Raw genomic sequence first — 15,997 nt, forward strand, 5'->3', positions numbered from 1 at the left:
CACGATCAGAAGGGCATAGCATGCGAAATTTTGAGAAACCAACGCGCTCGGTCGTCGTTTCACGCGAGGCCATGGCCGCCACCTCTCATCCGTCGGCGACCCTGACGGCGGTGGAGATCATGGCGACCGGCGGCAACGCCATGGATGCCGCCATCGCAGCCTGCGCGGTGCAATGTGTCGTCGAACCAGCCTCGACAGGCATTGGAGGCGATTGCTTCGCTCTTCTGTCGCGAAACGGATCCGGCGAGGTCATCGCCTACAACGGATCGGGCAGGACACCCGCCGCCTTCACAATTGACTGGTTCCTCGAACGTGGCATGGCGGAGGTAGCTCGCAATTCTCCTGGCTCCGTCACCATCCCGGGAGCGATCGATGCCTGGACCAGATTGCACGCTGATCACGGGCACATGCCCTTCGATCAAATTCTGGCCCCTGCTATACGCTTCGCCGAGGAAGGCTACGCCATTTCACCGCGGGTCCATCGTGACTGGGCGTTGGAGGAAGAACTTCTGGCCTCCGATGTTACTGCGAAACGGATTTTCCTGCCAAACGGTCGCGCGCCAAGCGTTGGCCAAGTGCATCGCCAGCCTGAGTTGGCTGCAACGCTGCGGCTGATCGCAAGAAAAGGACGAGAGGCTTTCTACGCTGGCCCTGTGGCCGAAGACATGGTCGCCTATCTTCGTGGGCTCGGCGGATTGCACACACTCGAAGATTTCGCCTCGGCAACAGGCGAGTACGTGACCCCGATCAGCACGGCGTTTCGAGGCTGCGATGTGTTCGAATGTCCGCCGAATGGCCAGGGTGTGATCGCGTTGCTGATTCTAAACATCCTCTCGCGCTTCGAAGCCAACGGCGACCCGCAATCCGCGGACCGGCTTCACCTGGAAATCGAAGCGACACGCCTCGCTTACGCCGCGCGTGACCTGCTCGTCGCCGATCCTGATGCGTCCGAGGTCCCGGTGGCCGACATGTTGTCGAATGCTTGGGCCGATCGTCTGGCCGGCATGATTGACCTAAAGCGCGCCCGCGCGGACCTGCCGGCGTTCGATATGCCGCTGCACAGCGACACGGTCTATATTTCCGTTGTCGACAAGGATCGCAATGCGGTCAGTTTCATCAACTCGGTCTTCGACAGCTTTGGCTCGGGCCTGGTCTCGCCACGCTCCGGTGTCGTCTTGCACAATCGCGGGCAAAGCTTTTCCCTTGACCCCAGGCACCCCAATGCAGTGGCGCCGAACAAGCGGCCTCTGCATACCATCATACCCGGGATGCTTGCGAGAGGCGACCGGGCAGAGATGCCTTTCGGCGTTATGGGTGGCTACTACCAGGCAATGGGCCACGCGCACCTGCTGACGAAGGTGCTCGACTTCGGGATGGACCTGCAGGAGGCGATCGATCTGCCGCGGGTCGCCCCCGTCAGCGGCACGATGAAGGTCCAGGCCGAACACGGGCTCGCTCGCGAAACCGTAGCTGAACTTAGCCGGCGCGGTTTCGAAATCATTCCTGCCACGGACCCGATCGGCGGTGCGCAGGCTATTCGCATCGATTGGGCAAACGGGACCCTGCTGGGCGGTTCTGAACCGCGCAAGGACGGCTGCGCCCTCGGTCTGTAGGGCGGTTGTGGCCAGAGCGGAATCCAAGATGCTGAAGGCGTTCTTCATCGCCATTTGGCCGGCGAGCAGGAGCCTCTGGCGCCATGGTCCAGATAATTCTTGCACGCCATCGACAATCCGCTCGGCGCGAGATTGTCACCCATGTCTTAGGTATAAACCGTAACCTATGTGTCCAGAATGGACCGGGAAAAAATGGTGCCCAGAGGCGGATTCGAACCACCGACACGCGGATTTCAGTCCGCTGTCGGTGATTGATATTGTTCAGATTTTAGGCCGAATGTCGCGTTTGTGTCGCGTCAAGCCAAAACCGCCCGCTCGGCCTGAACTCGTTGCCCTGTTCAGCGCCCAAACGCGCGTGCCGTGGTGCCGGCAGTCATTCAGATGGATGATGGTATGGTTCGGCACTCATAGTAAGCACTGATCCCCAGGCAATTTAGAGACTTTCTGAGGTCCATGTTCCCTATGGGCGCAAGCGGCGCGACGACGGAGGTGTTGGCGCAGGCGGCGGGGTCGGCGTCGTCGAGGCTCGCACGCCTGGAAGCCACGACGACCGACGTCGACCAACGGGCAACCGTGGGGCGCTCGATCGATCAGGAGATGGCACGGGCGACGAGCCAGTTCGACAGCGACAGGCGTGTCAACCAGCCGCAAGCGCAGGCGATCGAGAAGCAATTGCAAGTTCTCAAGTCAACCGGCAACGCTGTCGCGGCTCAACAGGCGGGACTGCACGCCATGGAAAGGCAGTCTTCCACCGCATCGCATCTCCTCCAAAGCTTTTTGCGGCGTCAGCAGGATGCCAGCGAGCGGGGTCAACTCGGCCAGGCGGATGCCAGAGTGTTTACGCTCGCCACACCGCCGGAGCGGGCGAGCTCGCTTCATCCGATCTTTCTGCTTCCTGTTCGGGAGATCCCTACATGATTATCGAGTTGTTCGGTCCGCCTGGTGCAGGCAAGACGACCCTTCTCCGCGCCCTTTGCCGTGAGCTGGCGAAACACGACATCCGTGTGAAGACAGTCAATGGCTATCGCCGGATTGATTTTGTGTCTGTCGGCAGCGAAGTCGATTCGGTCGAGGATGAAAGCCCGGAGACACGCCATGGTATCCAGCGTCTGGTGCACAAGCTCGCCACCGCGAGTCCGGTCTTGTTCTCGACCCCGCCGAGCGAGGGGGCCGCTGCGCGGCTTTTGGCATCGATCCCTCCAAAAAGCCGAATATGGGCGTTGCGTCTGAAGATCGACGTCGTTTTGCTCTTCGAAGCCTGGAATACGGCGAAGGCCTCAGAAGGGTACTTCATTTTCGAAGAGGGCATCGTTCAGGCGTTGTGTGCGCTCGTCCTGTTGGGACGAAATCCAAGTATCGACATGGTTCGTAATTGCCTGACGTTCCTGCCGCGACCGGATCTCCTCATTCAAGTCGACGCGCCCGGGGAAACGCTGCGCCACCGCCTCATTGAGCGGTATGCGCGGCAGCCGTACCTCGAGCGCCTTCTCGAAGTCGGAGTGGTCAGGGGCCTGAAGCAAGCGGATATCGCGAGGGAGATCGGCCAATGCCTGCAAGACAAATGGCCGCTGATGCGTGTCGACGGCCTCGACCCACGCAATTTCGAACAGGTCGTCGCGCGCATCGTGGGGCACGGATTGCCCGCGACGGCATGCGTCGGGCCAGACTAGAGGCGCGAGTTGCATGGTGTTCACGGTGAGATCGTTCGTTGGCATTCGCAGATTTCTGCGGGCGCAGCGGCGACCGTTCGGGAGCGTCCATGAGAACCGTGCACCCGCTCGTCGGGATTACCGAGCAAGCCACCAGACGGCTGGGTACGGTGCCCATTACTCCGACACGTACCGGTCCGGCTACTATGCAGCTCTGTGGTCGGGTATCGAAAAGCCTTTGGTCGAACGTATTCTCCTGCCTGTTGGCGGGCCGAACCGGAAATGCCTGGACTTCGCATGCGGCACAGGCCGCATAGCAAATATCGCAGCTCCATTTTTTGGTGAAGTCGTCGGCGTTGACATCTCCCAATCTATGCTGGCTAGCGCACGGGTTCCGAAGAACGTGAAATTGGTCCGCGCTGATCTTACGTTCTCTCCGCTTGCCGAAAGGTTCGACGTGGTCACGGCATTCAGATTCTTCCTCAATGCTGAAGATGAGCTCAGGAAGGATGCACTGTCGGCCATCAGCGCGCATTTGAACGAAGGTGGATTGCTAATCTCGAATATCCACATGAATGCGACCTCCCCAATAGGGCTGGTCTGCCGCATTCTGAACCGTTATGCAGGAGGGACAGTCCGCCACACTTTGAGCATTAAAGGATACGAGCAGACGCTCATTGCAAATGGCTTTATTGTCGAGCGGATAGTTGGGTACGGTTTTTTGCCGCGACCCGGGAAATTGCTGCCAAGACTGTGCGAAATATTGATGGTGCCGTTTGAAAGGATCTGCGCAAGTGCCAGGATTCCGGCGGAGCTTGCGCAGAATTTCCTGGTGGTTGCCAGAAAGCGGTAAAGCCGGCGGGCACATGAAATTTGAAACCGAGCATTTGCCATGAGGCTGGTCTTTGTTGAAGCTCATGTCGCGTTCATGTCGCGTGGAGTTGCCGACAGTCGCAGGAAACCCTTGAAACTCAACGGTAACAGTTCGCAACACGGCGCGACATGAAATGCCGTAAGTCGCCAAGCTGGCGACACCGCAAGCCATTGACTTTATATGAGGAAGTAGTGGTGCCCAGAGGCGGATTCGAACCACCGACACGCGGATTTTCAGTCCGCTGCTCTACCAACTGAGCTATCTGGGCCTGCTCCGGCGGGCGGCAATCTGCACACCGGGTTCATGAAAGCGCCGTCGGCACCCCTTGAAAGCGCGTGGGTTATAGCACGGGAATTCGGCCTGTCCAGCGCTTAGAGCATGATCCCGAAAAGTGGAATCCGGTTTTCGGAAAAGATCATGCTCAGGCAAAACGCCAGAACCTGTTCCATCCGACTCTACCCGGATGGAACAGCTTCTGGACATTGAGTTCAGGCGGGAAGCGACAGGCAGTCGGCAAGGCCGATCATCGGTCACAATCGCGGCCGCGAAACCGTCCCGAGCTTGTGGAAAACTGCAGGCGGACGGCGCTATTTCTGGTGGTCGTCGTCGTCCTCGTCGTCGCGGCCCGGGATGACGTAGACGCCCTTCAGCCAGCGGTTGAGGTCGATGTCCTTGCAGCGCTTCGAGCAGAACGGGTAGGTTTCGCGCGCCGATGGCTTGCCGCATTCGGGGCAGGGCCGCTTGGGTCGCAGCGGCGTGACCTTGTCGTCCGGGCTCATATCCGCGCACCCGCCAGCCAGTTGACGTGCACCTTGAAGCCTTCGCCGCTCAGCAGCGCCACCGTCTCGTAGAGCGGCAGGCCGACGACGTTGGTGTAGGAGCCGACGAGCTTGACGACGAAGGCGCCGGCAAGCCCCTGGACGGCATAGCCGCCGGCCTTGCCGCGCCATTCTCCCGACGCGATATAGGCGTCGATCTCCTCGCGCGGCAGCCGCTTGAAGCGCACCCTGGTCTCGACCAGCCGCAAGCGCTGCTTGCCGCCCGGCGTGATCAGGCAGATGCCGGAATAGACCCGGTGCGAACGGCCGGACAGCAGCCCGAGGCAGTTGGCGGCATCGTCGAGCGTCTCGGCCTTGGGCAGGATGCGCCGCCCGACGGCAACCACCGTGTCGGCGGCCAGCACGAAGCTCGGCAGGTAGTCCGTCTCGGTTTTCAGCGAGACCAGCGCCTTCTCGGCCTTCTGCGTCGCTAGCCGGTTGGCCAGCGACCGCGGATGCTCGGCACGCAGCGGCGTCTCGTCGACATCGGCCGGCAGCACGCGATCCGGCTCGATGCCGGCCTGCTGCAACAGCTCGATCCGGCGCGGCGAACCCGAGGCAAGCACGAGCTTCTGCAAAATGCCCATCGCGATCCCGGCCGGGTCCTTGAACTTACTTGAAGCGGTAGGTGATGCGGCCCTTGGTCAGGTCGTAGGGCGTCATCTCGACCAGGACCTTGTCGCCGGTCAAAACGCGGATGCGATTCTTGCGCATGCGGCCGGCCGTATGGGCGATGATTTCATGTTCGTTTTCGAGCTTGACCCTGAACATCGCGTTGGGCAGCAATTCCGTCACGACACCCGGAAACTCGAGGACTTCTTCCTTCGGCATTCGATACCTTTGCTTGGATGGGTACTTCCAGCGCCCCGGCCGGAAAGTTGCGCGGAACCTATATGATAAACGTCCGCTTGTGAACACGCTTAATCCGCGGCGTTTTCAGCCTCGTTGCCGAGAAAACGGCGGCCGATCCGCGCCTTCAGCCGCTCGCGCACGTCGCGATAGGCAGCCATGATCTGTTCGCGCGTGCCGCTGACGCCGGTCGGGTCGGGCATCGGCCAGTATTCGACTTCGACGGCCAGCGAGCGGGTGAGTTCGAGCGCGGTGTGGTGGGCTTCCGGCGCCAGCGTCACGATCAGATCGAAATAATCGTCTTCGAGGTCGTCCATCGTTCTCGGGTGCCGTTCGCCGAGCGACAGCCCCTCTTCGGCCAGCACGGCATCGACGAACGGATCGCGTTCGCCGCCGCGCACCCCGGCCGAGGCGACGAAAGTGGTAGGCGGGAGCACCTTGCGCGCCAGCAATTCGGCCATCGGCGAGCGCACGGCGTTCATGCCGCAAACAAACAGGATCGAGCGGGGCAGGATCGAGCGGGGCAGCGGGGCGGCCAGTTTAACCTCGCCAGTGCAGCACGCAAACCAGCGTGAACAGCCGGCGCGCCGTGTCGAAATCGATGTCGATCTTGCCGGCAAGCCGGTCCATCAGCGTCTGCGAGCCTTCATTGTGCAGGCCGCGCCGGCCCATGTCGATCGCCTCAATATGGCTGGGCGTCGCGGTGCGGATGGCGTCGTAATAGCTTTCACAGATCATGTAGTAATCCTTGACGATGCGCCTAAGCGGCGTCAGCGACAGGATATGGGTGACCACGGCTGCGCCGTCCTCGCGCGCCACCGCGAACACCAGCCGGGATTCGGCCAGCGACAGTTTCAGTCGGTATGGCCCGGCACCGTCGTCATTGACCGGCTGGAAACGGTTCTCCTCGATCAGGTCGAAGATCGCCACCGCCCGCTCATGCTCGACATCGGGCGTCGATCGGCCGATCGTCTCGTCGAGCTCGACATCGATCAGCCTGGCGCGGGTTTCGTCGTAGTCGGACATTTCTACATGTTCAGCCGGATGGCGACGGAGCGTCCATGCGCATCGAGTCCTTCCGCCTTGGCCAGCGTGATCGCCGCCGGCGCCAGCGCCCGCAACTGTTCCGGCCCGAGCTTCAGGATCGAGGTACGCTTGACGAAATCGAGCACCGAAAGCCCGGACGAAAAGCGCGCCGAGCGCGCCGTCGGCAGCACGTGGTTGGAGCCGGCGACATAGTCGCCGATGGCCTCCGGCGTATGCCGGCCGAGAAACACCGCACCGGCATTGCGCATCCGCGCCAGGAAAGGCTCTGGGTCGTCGATGGCAAGCTCGACATGTTCGGCCGCGATGCGGTCGACCAGCGGCAGTGCTGCCTCGATCGTCGGCACCAGGACTATGGCGCCGAAATCGCGCCAACTCGCCGCCGCCGTCGCGGCGCGCGGCAGGTTCTGCAATTGGCGTTCGACCGCCTGTTCGACCGCGTCGCCGAAGGCAGGGTCGTTGGTGATCAGGATCGATTGCGACGCCACGTCGTGCTCGGCCTGGGCCAGCAGGTCGGCTGCGATCCAGTCGGGGTCGTTGCTGCCGTCGGCGACGACCAGCACTTCCGAAGGCCCGGCGATCATGTCGATGCCGACCGTGCCGAACACCTGGCGTTTGGCCGCCGCGACATAGGCATTGCCGGGGCCGACGATCTTGGCGACGGGCTTTATCGTCTCGGTGCCATAGGCAAGGGCTGCGATCGCCTGGGCGCCGCCGACGCGGTAGATTTCGGAAACGCCGGCAAGGTCGGCCGCGACCAGCACCAGCGGCGGCACGTCGCCGCCGGAGGCTGGCACCACCATGGCAATGCGCTCGACGCCGGCGACCTTGGCCGGCACGGCGTTCATCAGCACCGAGCTCGGATAGCTCGCCGTGCCGCCCGGCACATAGAGCCCGACGGCCTCGAGTGCCGTCCAGCGCGAGCCGAGCTCGACGCCGGCGGCGTCGGTATAGCGATCGTCTTTAGGCAGCTGCCGCTGGTGATGGGAGCGGATGCGCTCGCGGGCGAATTTCAGCGCCTCGACCGTCTGCGGATCGGCTGCATCGTAAGCCTTGGCAATGTCATCCTTGGACACCGCAATGCCGAGCCTTGTCAGGTCGCCGCCGCCGAATTTCTGCGTGTAGGCGACGAGCGCCGCGTCGCCGTCGGCGCGCACCTTGGCGATGATCTCGCGCACCACGGCGTCGACGTCGGCCGAGACTTCCCGCTTGGTCAGCAGGAACGCGGCAAAGCGCTGCTCGAAATCGGCGTCGGACTGGCGAAGCGTGATGGCCATCGGCTCAGACCCTGTGGACCGGGCGCGACGTCGCTTCCCAGGCACCGCCGACATCGGCAAGCCGCGCCTCGATGCATTCGACATCGAGCATGATGGCGCCGCCTCCCGCAAAGATCAGCTCGACGATGCCGGCCGGCTTGTCTAGCGCGAGAAAGCTGATCGCCAGCAGCGACAGCACCTCGTCCGGTTTGTCGCGGGCAATGCCGCTGGTCTTGGCGGCGAGCACCCGGTCGAAATGCAGCACCGCTTGCCGCCGCTCATTGTGCTGGCGCAAGAAGCCCGATTTCGCCTCCCAGACGAAGCGGTTCATGGTCAGCACGAAGCGCTTGACCGAAGGCAGGTATTCGAGATCGCTGACCTTCATCACGGCATCCTGGACATGCGCCGAGATGATGCTCAGATCCTGATCGTCGAGCGCGACAAGCTTAAGGCCATTCATGCGGAATTCGCACCTGCGAAGGTTTACATTTGGCCTTCTGTTAGGCGGTCTTGGCGATCCGCGCAACCGGACCGCAAGCCTTGCGGAAAGGCTTTAGCCCGAAATGCGCTCGATCTCCGCGCCGCAGCCGGACAGCTTTTCTTCCAGCCGCTCGAAGCCGCGGTCGAGATGGTAGACGCGGTTGACCGTGGTTTCGCCTTCGGCCGCGAGACCGGCGATGACCAGCGACACCGAGGCGCGAAGGTCGGTTGCCATGACAGGCGCGCCCTTCAGCTTCGCCACGCCGTCGACGATCGCCGTCTGGCCGGACAGCGTGATGTGGGCGCCGAGCCGGGCGAGCTCCTGGACGTGCATGAAGCGGTTTTCGAAGATCGTCTCGGTGATGCGCGACTTACCCTTGGCCATCGTCATCAGGCCCATGAACTGCGCCTGCAGATCGGTCGGGAACGCCGGGAACGGCGCCGTCGTCACGTCGACCGGCGAAATGCCGGCGCCGTTGCGCCTGACGCGGATGCCGGAATTGGTCTGCGTGATCTCAGCACCGGTCTGCGAAATGATGTCCAGCGCCGTCTGCAACAAGTCGGGCCGCGCGCCTTCCAGCACGACGTCGCCGCCGGTCATCGCCACCGCCATCGCATAGGTGCCGGTCTCGATACGGTCGGGGATCACCCTGACGCGGGCGCCCGACAGCGCCTCGACGCCGTCGATGGTGATGGTCGCGGTGCCAGCGCCGGAGATCTTCGCACCCATGGCGTTGAGGCATTCGGCAAGGTTGACGATCTCGGGCTCGCGGGCGGCGTTTTCGAGCACCGTTTCGCCCTTTGCCAGCGAGGCCGCCATCATCAACACATGGGTGGCGCCGACCGAGACTTTCGGGAACACATAGCGGTTGCCGACCAGCCGGCCGTTCCTGGTCTTGGCGATGACATAGCCGGTGTCGACGTCGATATCGGCGCCCAATGCCTGCAGGCCTTCGAGGAAGAGGTCGACCGGGCGCGTGCCGATGGCGCAGCCGCCGGGCAGCGATACCTTGGCCTCGCCCATGCGGGCCAGCAGCGGCCCGATCACCCAGAACGACGCCCGCATCTTCGACACCAGTTCGTAAGGCGCCGTCGTGTCGACGATGTTGCGGGCGGAGAAATTGATGGTGCGCGAATAGCCCTCATGCTGCTTTTCGCGGCGGCCATTGACCGAATAGTCGACGCCGTGATTGCCGAGGATGCGGATGAGCTGCTCGACGTCGGCCAGATGCGGCACGTTTTCCAGCGTCAGCGTGTCGTCGGTCAAAAGCGCGGCGATCATCAGCGGCAGCGCGGCGTTTTTCGCGCCCGAGATCGGGATGCTTCCGGCAAGCTTGTTGCCGCCGACAATTCTGATGCGATCCATGAAAGAGCGTCCCCTCGGCCGAAAAGCCGGTTTAAATCGGTTGAGTCAGTTGCGGCCCATCTAGACCATTGGCCGGCTTGGTTCAAGAAACAGGCTATTTCCCCGCGTTGGCCCACGATACCTTGGCCAAAATACCGGCGACCAACATAGCCGATTCGCGTTAATCCTTCTGCTTTGCCGCCTGCAGCCCGTCCGGCCGCTGGTCGGCCCCGCCGGTTCGCCGTGAGCGCAATTGCGCCTTGCGCTTCTGCAGATTGGCACGCAACTGCTCGGCCAGCCGGTCCTTGCGGCCAGCCTTTTTTGGTAGACCATCCTTGTTCGGAGAAATTGTCTTATCGTTCATCGTCCCGTCCCCGGCCGGCGACCCGCCGGTGCGTATCAAGGGATAGCCAACATTGTGGCACGGCCATGTCCGCAACGATCGCCTGGTGCGGCCTTTCAACCCGTCTTTGTCTTGGCCTTGCGCTTGCCGGTTCGATATGGCAGAAGCCCCGCCATCGGCGGCTGCGGTAGCTCAGTGGTAGAGCACTCCCTTGGTAAGGGAGAGGTCGAGAGTTCAATCCTCTCTCGCAGCACCAGATCGTTTTCGCTAGCGCATCTTCCAAGGCCGCTTGACCTGCTCGATGATGATTGTGCACGGTTGGCGAGGTTGCCGAAAAATAGGCGCCCCGCGACCTGCCGAGTGCCACGCGCGCAGGCTTGTCAAAAATGATGGTCTTGCATGCTCACCTCCCGAGTCTCGAACGCGACTCAATCCTCTGTGATGTGATAGCTTACCGCCATGTCGGATCATATTCTGCCTGGCCAGAAGCAGCCCAAGCTGATCGTCGTCGTGGCGTTCGATCGTGGCGAGGATGGCGAACTGTTTCCCACCTTTGGTCCGGCTGATCAGCAAAGCGAGGAACGCGCCATCCGCACCGCTAAGACGCTCGCAGGGAAGCACGTTGGCGTAATCGCATGGAGCCGTGACGCGAACCCGGCGCTTGGTTACTACGGCCCGCCGACCGTACTATTCACCAGCGGTGACGTGCCGGATATGGAGTAAATTCAGTCGGGGTCTATCTTACGGTGCTCGATGGGACGTGCTTTACAAGGATGATGAGCCTTTTTGCCCGATTCATCCTCGCCCTTTCAGTCTGCTTGATCTGTCTGCCTTTCGTATCCAAAGCGGCTCCGGGCTCCACAGCATCCCGCGATGTGGAGGAGACCGAGGCGTGCAGTCCTCTAAACAAAGCCAACGAAAGAGTATTAAGGACGCCCGCCATTCAGGTTACGGACCACTTATTAGGTATGGTGACCAACCTGGGTTTCTGCATCAAGAAGAGATCTACATAGGCGATATGGTATACTCACGACGCCAGCCTTTTGGGCGCTGGATCGCGACGGCACGTCCTCCGGGCAGCGACTTGAATCCGGACGGGACGCCGATAAACCGAACTTGCAGCCGCGTCGGTGAAGAGAAGTTGGACGGCATAAATACCGTGGTCATCAGATATGATAAAATGATCAACGACCAACACCAGTCGTACCGCTGCACCACTTGGCTTGAAACTCCAAAATACATACCCCTAAAGATGGTGTGTAAAGGACCCTTTGAGTGGACAAGATATTGGTTCTACCGGACCGACATTATGCCGCCGATGCCACCACCGAAGTGAGCGCCTCTCGCCGTTTCACCTCTCAAGTTCCGTTCATACCGCATCATCGCATCCGCGATGACCTCGCGGTGGCGTGTATAGATGCCGGGGCTCGACACAATTGATGCAGGCGTGCCCGAAGACGCACGGTTGATCGTTCCAAGCGATTGTGGCGGGACGGTCCATGTGCCAATTAATTGCGGTATGCCCGATTTGGAGAGCCTCATTTGAAATGCGCCGGCAAATTGATCGTCGCAACAGCACTGCTGATTGCTGGCTGTCAAAGCGATGGTAGAACCCAGTTTGAAGCAGGCAGAGCGAAACTGCAGAGTCCGGAACAGAGGCGCGCTGCAATTCAGCACTGCCTCAAAGGCGTAACATCGAAAAAGAGATGGGTTCGAGGACGACCTCCTCCCGGAGGCGTGAAGTGGTGCACCGACTTTGTCAATGCTTGGGCCACCGGCCGCTGGACCTATAACGACTATCGCAACGGAACTCCGAAGACCGGCTATGACTACAGAAGAGACAAGATCGTGAAACTTCCCGTCCCATGAGGGCCTGGACCGTCGTTGTCAGGCCTTGCTGGAAATATGAGCCCTGAGTGGGAAATGGACGGCTATGCAGGTCAGGCGAACCCAATCCGATGGCGTTGGGGTTAAAACCCAACACCCTGAACGACCCGAGTTCGACCCAGGGCAGACATTCACAGCTCGTTGACTGACTGTCTGCAACAGGTGGAGAGCGGAAGTGCCACCCCGGGAATGTCGCCTCAGTCGAGGCTGGCCGGCGACGAGAACGGCTGATTGGCGTCGACCACGAAGATTGCCAGCTCGTCGAGATCGGTTGTGCCGGCGTTGAACACCTCCATCGGCGTGTTGGCCCCGTGTCCGATCATGGCCGTGCCAGCTTCAGCATAGGCCACTCCGTGGGGCGTCCTCTGGCCGACCTTGCCGGCCAGCACATAGAAGGCCTCTGGTCCCGGATGCGTATGAATCTTCGTCTTGACGCCGGGCGCTCCACCGGCGCGGTTGACGCGCAGCAAATACTCGCTTGCGCTGATCGGAGGGATCGGTCCGATCTCGACGACCTTGGCTCCGCCGGTCGTAGAGCCATCCTTCGGTCCAAGCGTGAACAGCCAGACCTTGCCTGCGATCTCCGCCGCAAGCGAGGTCGGGCCCGCCGCGCTTTGGGCCTGCGCCAGCGTTGGCAGATTATCCAGCCGCCAGTACAACGGTCCGGAGGGCAGTTCCGTCACCTTTTTCTCAACCACCGGCTCGACGGCGAATTTGCTGTCTGCGGGCATTGAGACTGACGTCATCAGCCCGAAAGCACACACCGAGAATATAAGCAGGCCAATACGGTGGGCGCTGAGGGAATGCGGCTTCATGGTTGGTCCTCCCTTTTCATGGTCACCCCCTCGACCCAATATTAGCTATAGCATATGTACCGCCTTACGGGGCGGACCAAATTTCGGGCCACCCTAGTGCGCCTGCCGCCAAAGAAGACTGTTCATGATGCCAAACCGTCTCGGGAGAGTTTTCAAGTATTGGAACTAGGTCGTCGCGGTGGCATTGGCTGCGATGACGAGTGCCAGCAGAGGAAGGCGTGGCTCCTCCGCGTCGTCAAATGGGTAGCCGACGGCCCGTTTAGGGTTCGAAGCAGTCTTGCCCCCAGGCTACTGTGTCTGACGTGAGTCCAACGGTCCAGCCGTCCAAGATCGGCCCGCGCATGGCAGCCAGAGCCGCTCAGGCGGGCGCTCGAAAATGTCTGAGGTGCCAAGGTCGGCGCACCGCTCCGCTCGCATGCGCCATGATGCGTGCGGGGAAAGGCTTCTGGTCTGCCCCTGCTGCAGGCGGCTTAGCAAAGCTTGCAGCCGGGAACAACCACTCAACGACTCGCGTTTCTTGCCAGGGCCCGCTTCTTTTGCAACAGGGCGGCGGGCGTCGAAGGCTCGCAAATGTCGCGCCGGCGTTTCAATAGCACTCGCCTCAGCCCTCACGATTTGGCTATTTGTGAACGCGTGTTTGATCAGGTTTGCGCAGATGAACACATTGACCTTTTAAGCCTGGATGCCGAAGCCTTAGCGGTGATGATTGTCGCAATCTTCCGAAACTTGACTACCAATGAGCGCGAACTGCTGGAGGAAGTTAGGTCTCTTCGTCGCTCAAAAGGCAGAGAGAAGGCGCACTAGCTTTGCGGCGTTCCGAGGTGAATTGGTCTAATCCCGCTTTGGCACAGCCGTTTGGCATCTGAATTGCCCATTGAGAATCGCCAGAGTGTAGCCACCGAGCTTGCGAAGGGGATGGAAATGGGCTTAGCCAAAGACTTATCGGATGTCGCGCTCACATTCGAATGTCCGGATTGCTCGCATCCGGCGGTAAGAAAGGGCTCTGCACTCAGAACAATCGCGCACTTCAAATGCGACGGGTGCAACGCAAAGGTGCGGATCACCTATCCGCAGAAGCTAGCGATTTTTGAAAAGCACAGGCTATTGGCCGCAGGCGACCGCCGCCAGCGAGGCCAGGAACACTACGGTGCCCGCAACATCGATCGGGCCGATGCGGCCGAAGTGGCTTCGCGACCTCTGCCGCGTGCAGCGACGCGTGCTTAAGCCTTCCTCATCCGCGCGGCCGTCGCCCTTTTTACGCATGTTGACCGTGAGAATGCCGTCCATCGGAATAATTCGGGCGAAGGGCTCGTTTGTTCCTTAGACGATGCTAAAATATAGCAAAGTGTCCGAATGTCACTTCATGAAGCCCGCCAGACAGGCTGCGGCTTGCTCTGGCCTAACCTCGAAGGGAACCAGGGATGAAAACGGCTGTTTCAACCTCTTTGACAAGACGAAGTGTTGTTGCCGCGCTGGCGCTGGCCGCCGCGTCGACGGCGGTATTGCCCGCCGACAACGCACTCGCCCAGGCCAAGAAAACCACAGCTGAAAAAAGTCTGTATGAGCGGCTGGGGGGCGTGTTCGCCATCGCAGCGGTGATCGATCATTTTAGCGACGCCGTCGTGAAAAACCCGATCGTCGGCAAGAAGTCGAAGAACCCACAATTGCGCAAGTGGCACACCAAGAACCTTGAAAGGTTGCCCGGCCTCAAGTTCATGCGCACGCTGTGGGTCTGCGACGTTTCTGGCGGGCCCTTCAAGTTCGTCGCCACCAAGCCCGGCACGACGCCGCTCGGCCTCGAGGAGGCGCATCGCGACCTGCGGATTTCCCCCGCGGAATTCGATGAGGTCGCAGCGGAACTCGGGCGGACCCTGGATCATTTCAAAATTCCGAAGCCTGAGAAAACCGAAGTCTTGGAAGCTTTCGCCGCCCACAAAGACGAGGTCACCGCCGGCAACGTCAAGCGGGGCTGAAGCGCTTATATCGTGCGGGCGGATGCATTCGCATGGCGCCAGCGTCGCCCTGAATGCAGCGCGGCCCTGACCTCGAGGTCAGAGGGGCCTCGGGACATCGTCGACCCACCTCTACGAACCTTGCAGCTCAAGGTGAGAACGCGGAATTTTCGACAGACGCCAGGGAAGGTTCGGCCTGGACCTCCTCCGTCACGACTTCGAAGCGGGTAAGCCGCGAAAAACCGAAACTGGTTGAGATGGCGACGTCGGTCGCGTCGCGCCCGGTTGCCATCAATATCCGCCCGATGCGCGGGCGGTTGTGGCGAGGATCGAATGTGAACCAGGTGCCGGCGAGATAGGCCTGGAACCAGGCGCTGAAATCCATCGGATACGGCGCCGGCGGTACCCCGATGTCACCGAGATAGCCGGTGCAGTACCGCGCGGGAATATTCATGCAACGGCATAGCGCGATCGCCAAATGGGTAAAGTCACGACAAACGCCGGCCTGGTCGGTGAAGCTGTCGTGAGCCGTCCGCAGCGGGTCGGCTTTCTGGTAGTCGAAGACGATGTGATTGTGAACGAAATCGCAGATCGCCTGGACACGCGCGCATCCAGGCGCGGTATTGCCGAATTTCGCCCAGGCAAAATCTCCAAGACGATCGGTATCGCAGTAGCGGCTGCCGAGAAGAAAGACGAGCACTTCGTCCGGCAGGTCCTTGATCTTGTGCTGCACAGCCTGCTCGGCGACCGCATCGGGCTCGCCGCTATCGTAGATATCGAAGGTGGTTGAGATCGTCGTCAGGCCCGAGGGCGCCTCGATCCTCGTGCAGGCGTTGCCGAAACCGTCGACGTAGCCGCGTGCTTCGACGGGACGATCGAAATCGATGACCTGTTCCGTCAACAGATCGACCCGGCGCGATGGATGGATTTCGAGCGCCAACAGCATCGGCGTTGGCTGCGGACATTCGTAGGTGAGGGTGTAACCTGCGCGGATCCGCATCGACGCTCCGATTGTTGTCATTCAGCAACCGGGCAAACTCCGCGTCGGCCAAACAGTTCCGGGAAAACATCA

At 61.1% G+C, this 15,997-nt stretch carries 18 protein-coding genes and 2 tRNA genes; 7 read left to right on the plus strand and 13 right to left on the minus strand.

The window, feature by feature from the left end:
• The first annotated feature begins 20 nt into the window (after positions 1-20).
• From ggt to NKH43_RS27355, 4 genes are all read left to right on the plus strand, one after another.
• The gene (gene ggt / locus NKH43_RS27340) at positions 21-1,613 is read left to right on the plus strand and encodes a gamma-glutamyltransferase (protein ID WP_352860770.1); all 1,593 of its coding nucleotides are present in this window, start codon (positions 21-23) and stop codon (positions 1,611-1,613) included.
• A gap of 462 nt (positions 1,614-2,075) precedes the next feature.
• Complete coding sequence (locus NKH43_RS27345) at positions 2,076-2,531, plus strand: hypothetical protein (protein ID WP_352791676.1); 456 nt, start codon at positions 2,076-2,078, stop codon at positions 2,529-2,531.
• Positions 2,528-3,283 (plus strand): AAA family ATPase, encoded by a 756-nt coding sequence (locus NKH43_RS27350; protein ID WP_023719449.1) that lies wholly within the window; start codon positions 2,528-2,530, stop codon positions 3,281-3,283. The genes NKH43_RS27345 and NKH43_RS27350 overlap by 4 nt, the downstream gene beginning before the upstream one ends.
• 217 nt (positions 3,284-3,500) lie before the next feature.
• Positions 3,501-4,115 (plus strand): class I SAM-dependent DNA methyltransferase, encoded by a 615-nt coding sequence (locus NKH43_RS27355; RefSeq protein WP_352482429.1) that lies wholly within the window; start codon positions 3,501-3,503, stop codon positions 4,113-4,115.
• A 213-nt stretch (positions 4,116-4,328) separates the two neighbouring features.
• Here the strand turns inward: NKH43_RS27355 and NKH43_RS27360 are convergent.
• The 10 genes from NKH43_RS27360 to NKH43_RS27405 form a co-directional block, all read right to left on the minus strand.
• Positions 4,329-4,404: transfer RNA gene (locus NKH43_RS27360), tRNA-Phe, on the minus strand.
• Positions 4,405-4,723: 319 nt separating this feature from the next.
• A complete protein-coding gene (gene yacG, locus NKH43_RS27365; RefSeq protein WP_023719447.1) occupies positions 4,724-4,915 on the minus strand; it encodes a DNA gyrase inhibitor YacG in 192 nt (63 codons plus the stop codon).
• A complete protein-coding gene (locus tag NKH43_RS27370) occupies positions 4,912-5,541 on the minus strand; it encodes a Maf-like protein (RefSeq protein WP_352860772.1) in 630 nt (209 codons plus the stop codon). Before NKH43_RS27370 ends, yacG begins: the two co-directional genes overlap by 4 nt.
• Before the next feature lie 25 nt (positions 5,542-5,566).
• Positions 5,567-5,785: a translation initiation factor IF-1 gene (gene infA, locus NKH43_RS27375; protein WP_006200926.1), complete on the minus strand. Its 219-nt coding sequence runs from the start codon at positions 5,783-5,785 to the stop codon at positions 5,567-5,569.
• 89 nt (positions 5,786-5,874) lie between these two features.
• Complete coding sequence (locus tag NKH43_RS27380; protein WP_023719445.1) at positions 5,875-6,285, minus strand: arsenate-mycothiol transferase ArsC; 411 nt, start codon at positions 6,283-6,285, stop codon at positions 5,875-5,877.
• Positions 6,286-6,343: 58 nt separating this feature from the next.
• The gene (locus NKH43_RS27385) at positions 6,344-6,829 is read right to left on the minus strand and encodes a UPF0262 family protein (RefSeq protein ID WP_023719444.1); all 486 of its coding nucleotides are present in this window, start codon (positions 6,827-6,829) and stop codon (positions 6,344-6,346) included.
• 2 nt (positions 6,830-6,831) lie between these two features.
• Complete coding sequence (gene hisD, locus NKH43_RS27390) at positions 6,832-8,124, minus strand: histidinol dehydrogenase (protein ID WP_352860774.1); 1,293 nt, start codon at positions 8,122-8,124, stop codon at positions 6,832-6,834.
• 4 nt (positions 8,125-8,128) lie between these two features.
• Entirely contained in the window at positions 8,129-8,563 is a 435-nt protein-coding gene (locus NKH43_RS27395; RefSeq protein WP_352482425.1) for a DUF2948 family protein, read from the minus strand.
• Between the two features lie 93 nt (positions 8,564-8,656).
• Positions 8,657-9,949 carry a UDP-N-acetylglucosamine 1-carboxyvinyltransferase gene (murA, locus tag NKH43_RS27400; protein ID WP_352848025.1) on the minus strand — a complete coding sequence of 431 codons (1,293 nt, stop codon included), beginning with the start codon at positions 9,947-9,949 and terminating at the stop codon, positions 8,657-8,659.
• 160 nt (positions 9,950-10,109) lie between these two features.
• Positions 10,110-10,292 (minus strand): hypothetical protein, encoded by a 183-nt coding sequence (locus tag NKH43_RS27405; RefSeq protein WP_352493808.1) that lies wholly within the window; start codon positions 10,290-10,292, stop codon positions 10,110-10,112.
• A 160-nt stretch (positions 10,293-10,452) separates the two neighbouring features.
• On the opposite strand from NKH43_RS27405, the gene NKH43_RS27410 reads away from it, so the two are divergent.
• Together NKH43_RS27410 and NKH43_RS27415 are read left to right on the plus strand one after the other, a co-directional pair.
• Positions 10,453-10,527: transfer RNA gene (locus NKH43_RS27410), tRNA-Thr, on the plus strand.
• Positions 10,528-10,730: 203 nt separating this feature from the next.
• Positions 10,731-10,994, plus strand: coding sequence for a hypothetical protein (locus NKH43_RS27415; protein WP_352860776.1), 264 nt, complete (start codon positions 10,731-10,733; stop codon positions 10,992-10,994).
• A gap of 1,361 nt (positions 10,995-12,355) precedes the next feature.
• On the opposite strand, the gene NKH43_RS27420 is transcribed toward NKH43_RS27415, so the two are convergent.
• Both NKH43_RS27420 and NKH43_RS27425 read right to left on the minus strand, forming a co-directional pair.
• On the minus strand, positions 12,356-12,973 hold the full coding sequence (locus NKH43_RS27420) for a cupin domain-containing protein (protein WP_352860777.1): 618 nt from the start codon (positions 12,971-12,973) through the stop codon (positions 12,356-12,358).
• 1,101 nt (positions 12,974-14,074) lie between these two features.
• Positions 14,075-14,260: a hypothetical protein gene (locus tag NKH43_RS27425; protein WP_352860779.1), complete on the minus strand. Its 186-nt coding sequence runs from the start codon at positions 14,258-14,260 to the stop codon at positions 14,075-14,077.
• 134 nt (positions 14,261-14,394) lie between these two features.
• On the opposite strand from NKH43_RS27425, the gene NKH43_RS27430 reads away from it, so the two are divergent.
• A complete protein-coding gene (locus NKH43_RS27430; protein WP_352848019.1) occupies positions 14,395-14,946 on the plus strand; it encodes a group I truncated hemoglobin in 552 nt (183 codons plus the stop codon).
• Between the two features lie 127 nt (positions 14,947-15,073).
• Here the strand turns inward: NKH43_RS27430 and NKH43_RS27435 are convergent, their stop codons facing one another.
• Positions 15,074-15,925 carry a transglutaminase-like domain-containing protein gene (locus NKH43_RS27435; protein WP_352547875.1) on the minus strand — a complete coding sequence of 284 codons (852 nt, stop codon included), beginning with the start codon at positions 15,923-15,925 and terminating at the stop codon, positions 15,074-15,076.
• Positions 15,926-15,997 lie beyond the last annotated feature (72 nt).

Source organism: Mesorhizobium sp. M1163 (assembly GCF_040318415.1).
Classification (GTDB): Bacteria; Pseudomonadota; Alphaproteobacteria; order Rhizobiales; family Rhizobiaceae; genus Mesorhizobium.

Bases quoted from the DNA above. Each gene is read 5' to 3' on its own strand.
- murA (WP_352848025.1), bottom strand. From the start codon at position 9,949: ATGGATCGCATCAGAATTGTCGGCGGCAACAAGCTTGCCGGAAGCATC.
- NKH43_RS27385 (WP_023719444.1), bottom strand. From the start codon at position 6,829: ATGTCCGACTACGACGAAACCCGCGCCAGGCTGATCGATGTCGAGCTC.
- NKH43_RS27435 (WP_352547875.1), bottom strand. From the start codon at position 15,925: ATGCGGATCCGCGCAGGTTACACCCTCACCTACGAATGTCCGCAGCCA.
- yacG (WP_023719447.1), bottom strand. From the start codon at position 4,915: ATGAGCCCGGACGACAAGGTCACGCCGCTGCGACCCAAGCGGCCCTGC.
- NKH43_RS27420 (WP_352860777.1), bottom strand. From the start codon at position 12,973: ATGAAGCCGCATTCCCTCAGCGCCCACCGTATTGGCCTGCTTATATTC.
- NKH43_RS27415 (WP_352860776.1), top strand. From the start codon at position 10,731: ATGTCGGATCATATTCTGCCTGGCCAGAAGCAGCCCAAGCTGATCGTC.
- NKH43_RS27395 (WP_352482425.1), bottom strand. From the start codon at position 8,563: ATGAATGGCCTTAAGCTTGTCGCGCTCGACGATCAGGATCTGAGCATC.
- NKH43_RS27405 (WP_352493808.1), bottom strand. From the start codon at position 10,292: ATGAACGATAAGACAATTTCTCCGAACAAGGATGGTCTACCAAAAAAG.
- NKH43_RS27380 (WP_023719445.1), bottom strand. From the start codon at position 6,285: ATGAACGCCGTGCGCTCGCCGATGGCCGAATTGCTGGCGCGCAAGGTG.
- hisD (WP_352860774.1), bottom strand. From the start codon at position 8,124: ATGGCCATCACGCTTCGCCAGTCCGACGCCGATTTCGAGCAGCGCTTT.
- NKH43_RS27425 (WP_352860779.1), bottom strand. From the start codon at position 14,260: ATGGACGGCATTCTCACGGTCAACATGCGTAAAAAGGGCGACGGCCGC.
- NKH43_RS27430 (WP_352848019.1), top strand. From the start codon at position 14,395: ATGAAAACGGCTGTTTCAACCTCTTTGACAAGACGAAGTGTTGTTGCC.
- NKH43_RS27345 (WP_352791676.1), top strand. From the start codon at position 2,076: ATGGGCGCAAGCGGCGCGACGACGGAGGTGTTGGCGCAGGCGGCGGGG.
- NKH43_RS27370 (WP_352860772.1), bottom strand. From the start codon at position 5,541: ATGGGCATTTTGCAGAAGCTCGTGCTTGCCTCGGGTTCGCCGCGCCGG.
- ggt (WP_352860770.1), top strand. From the start codon at position 21: ATGCGAAATTTTGAGAAACCAACGCGCTCGGTCGTCGTTTCACGCGAG.
- infA (WP_006200926.1), bottom strand. From the start codon at position 5,785: ATGCCGAAGGAAGAAGTCCTCGAGTTTCCGGGTGTCGTGACGGAATTG.
- NKH43_RS27350 (WP_023719449.1), top strand. From the start codon at position 2,528: ATGATTATCGAGTTGTTCGGTCCGCCTGGTGCAGGCAAGACGACCCTT.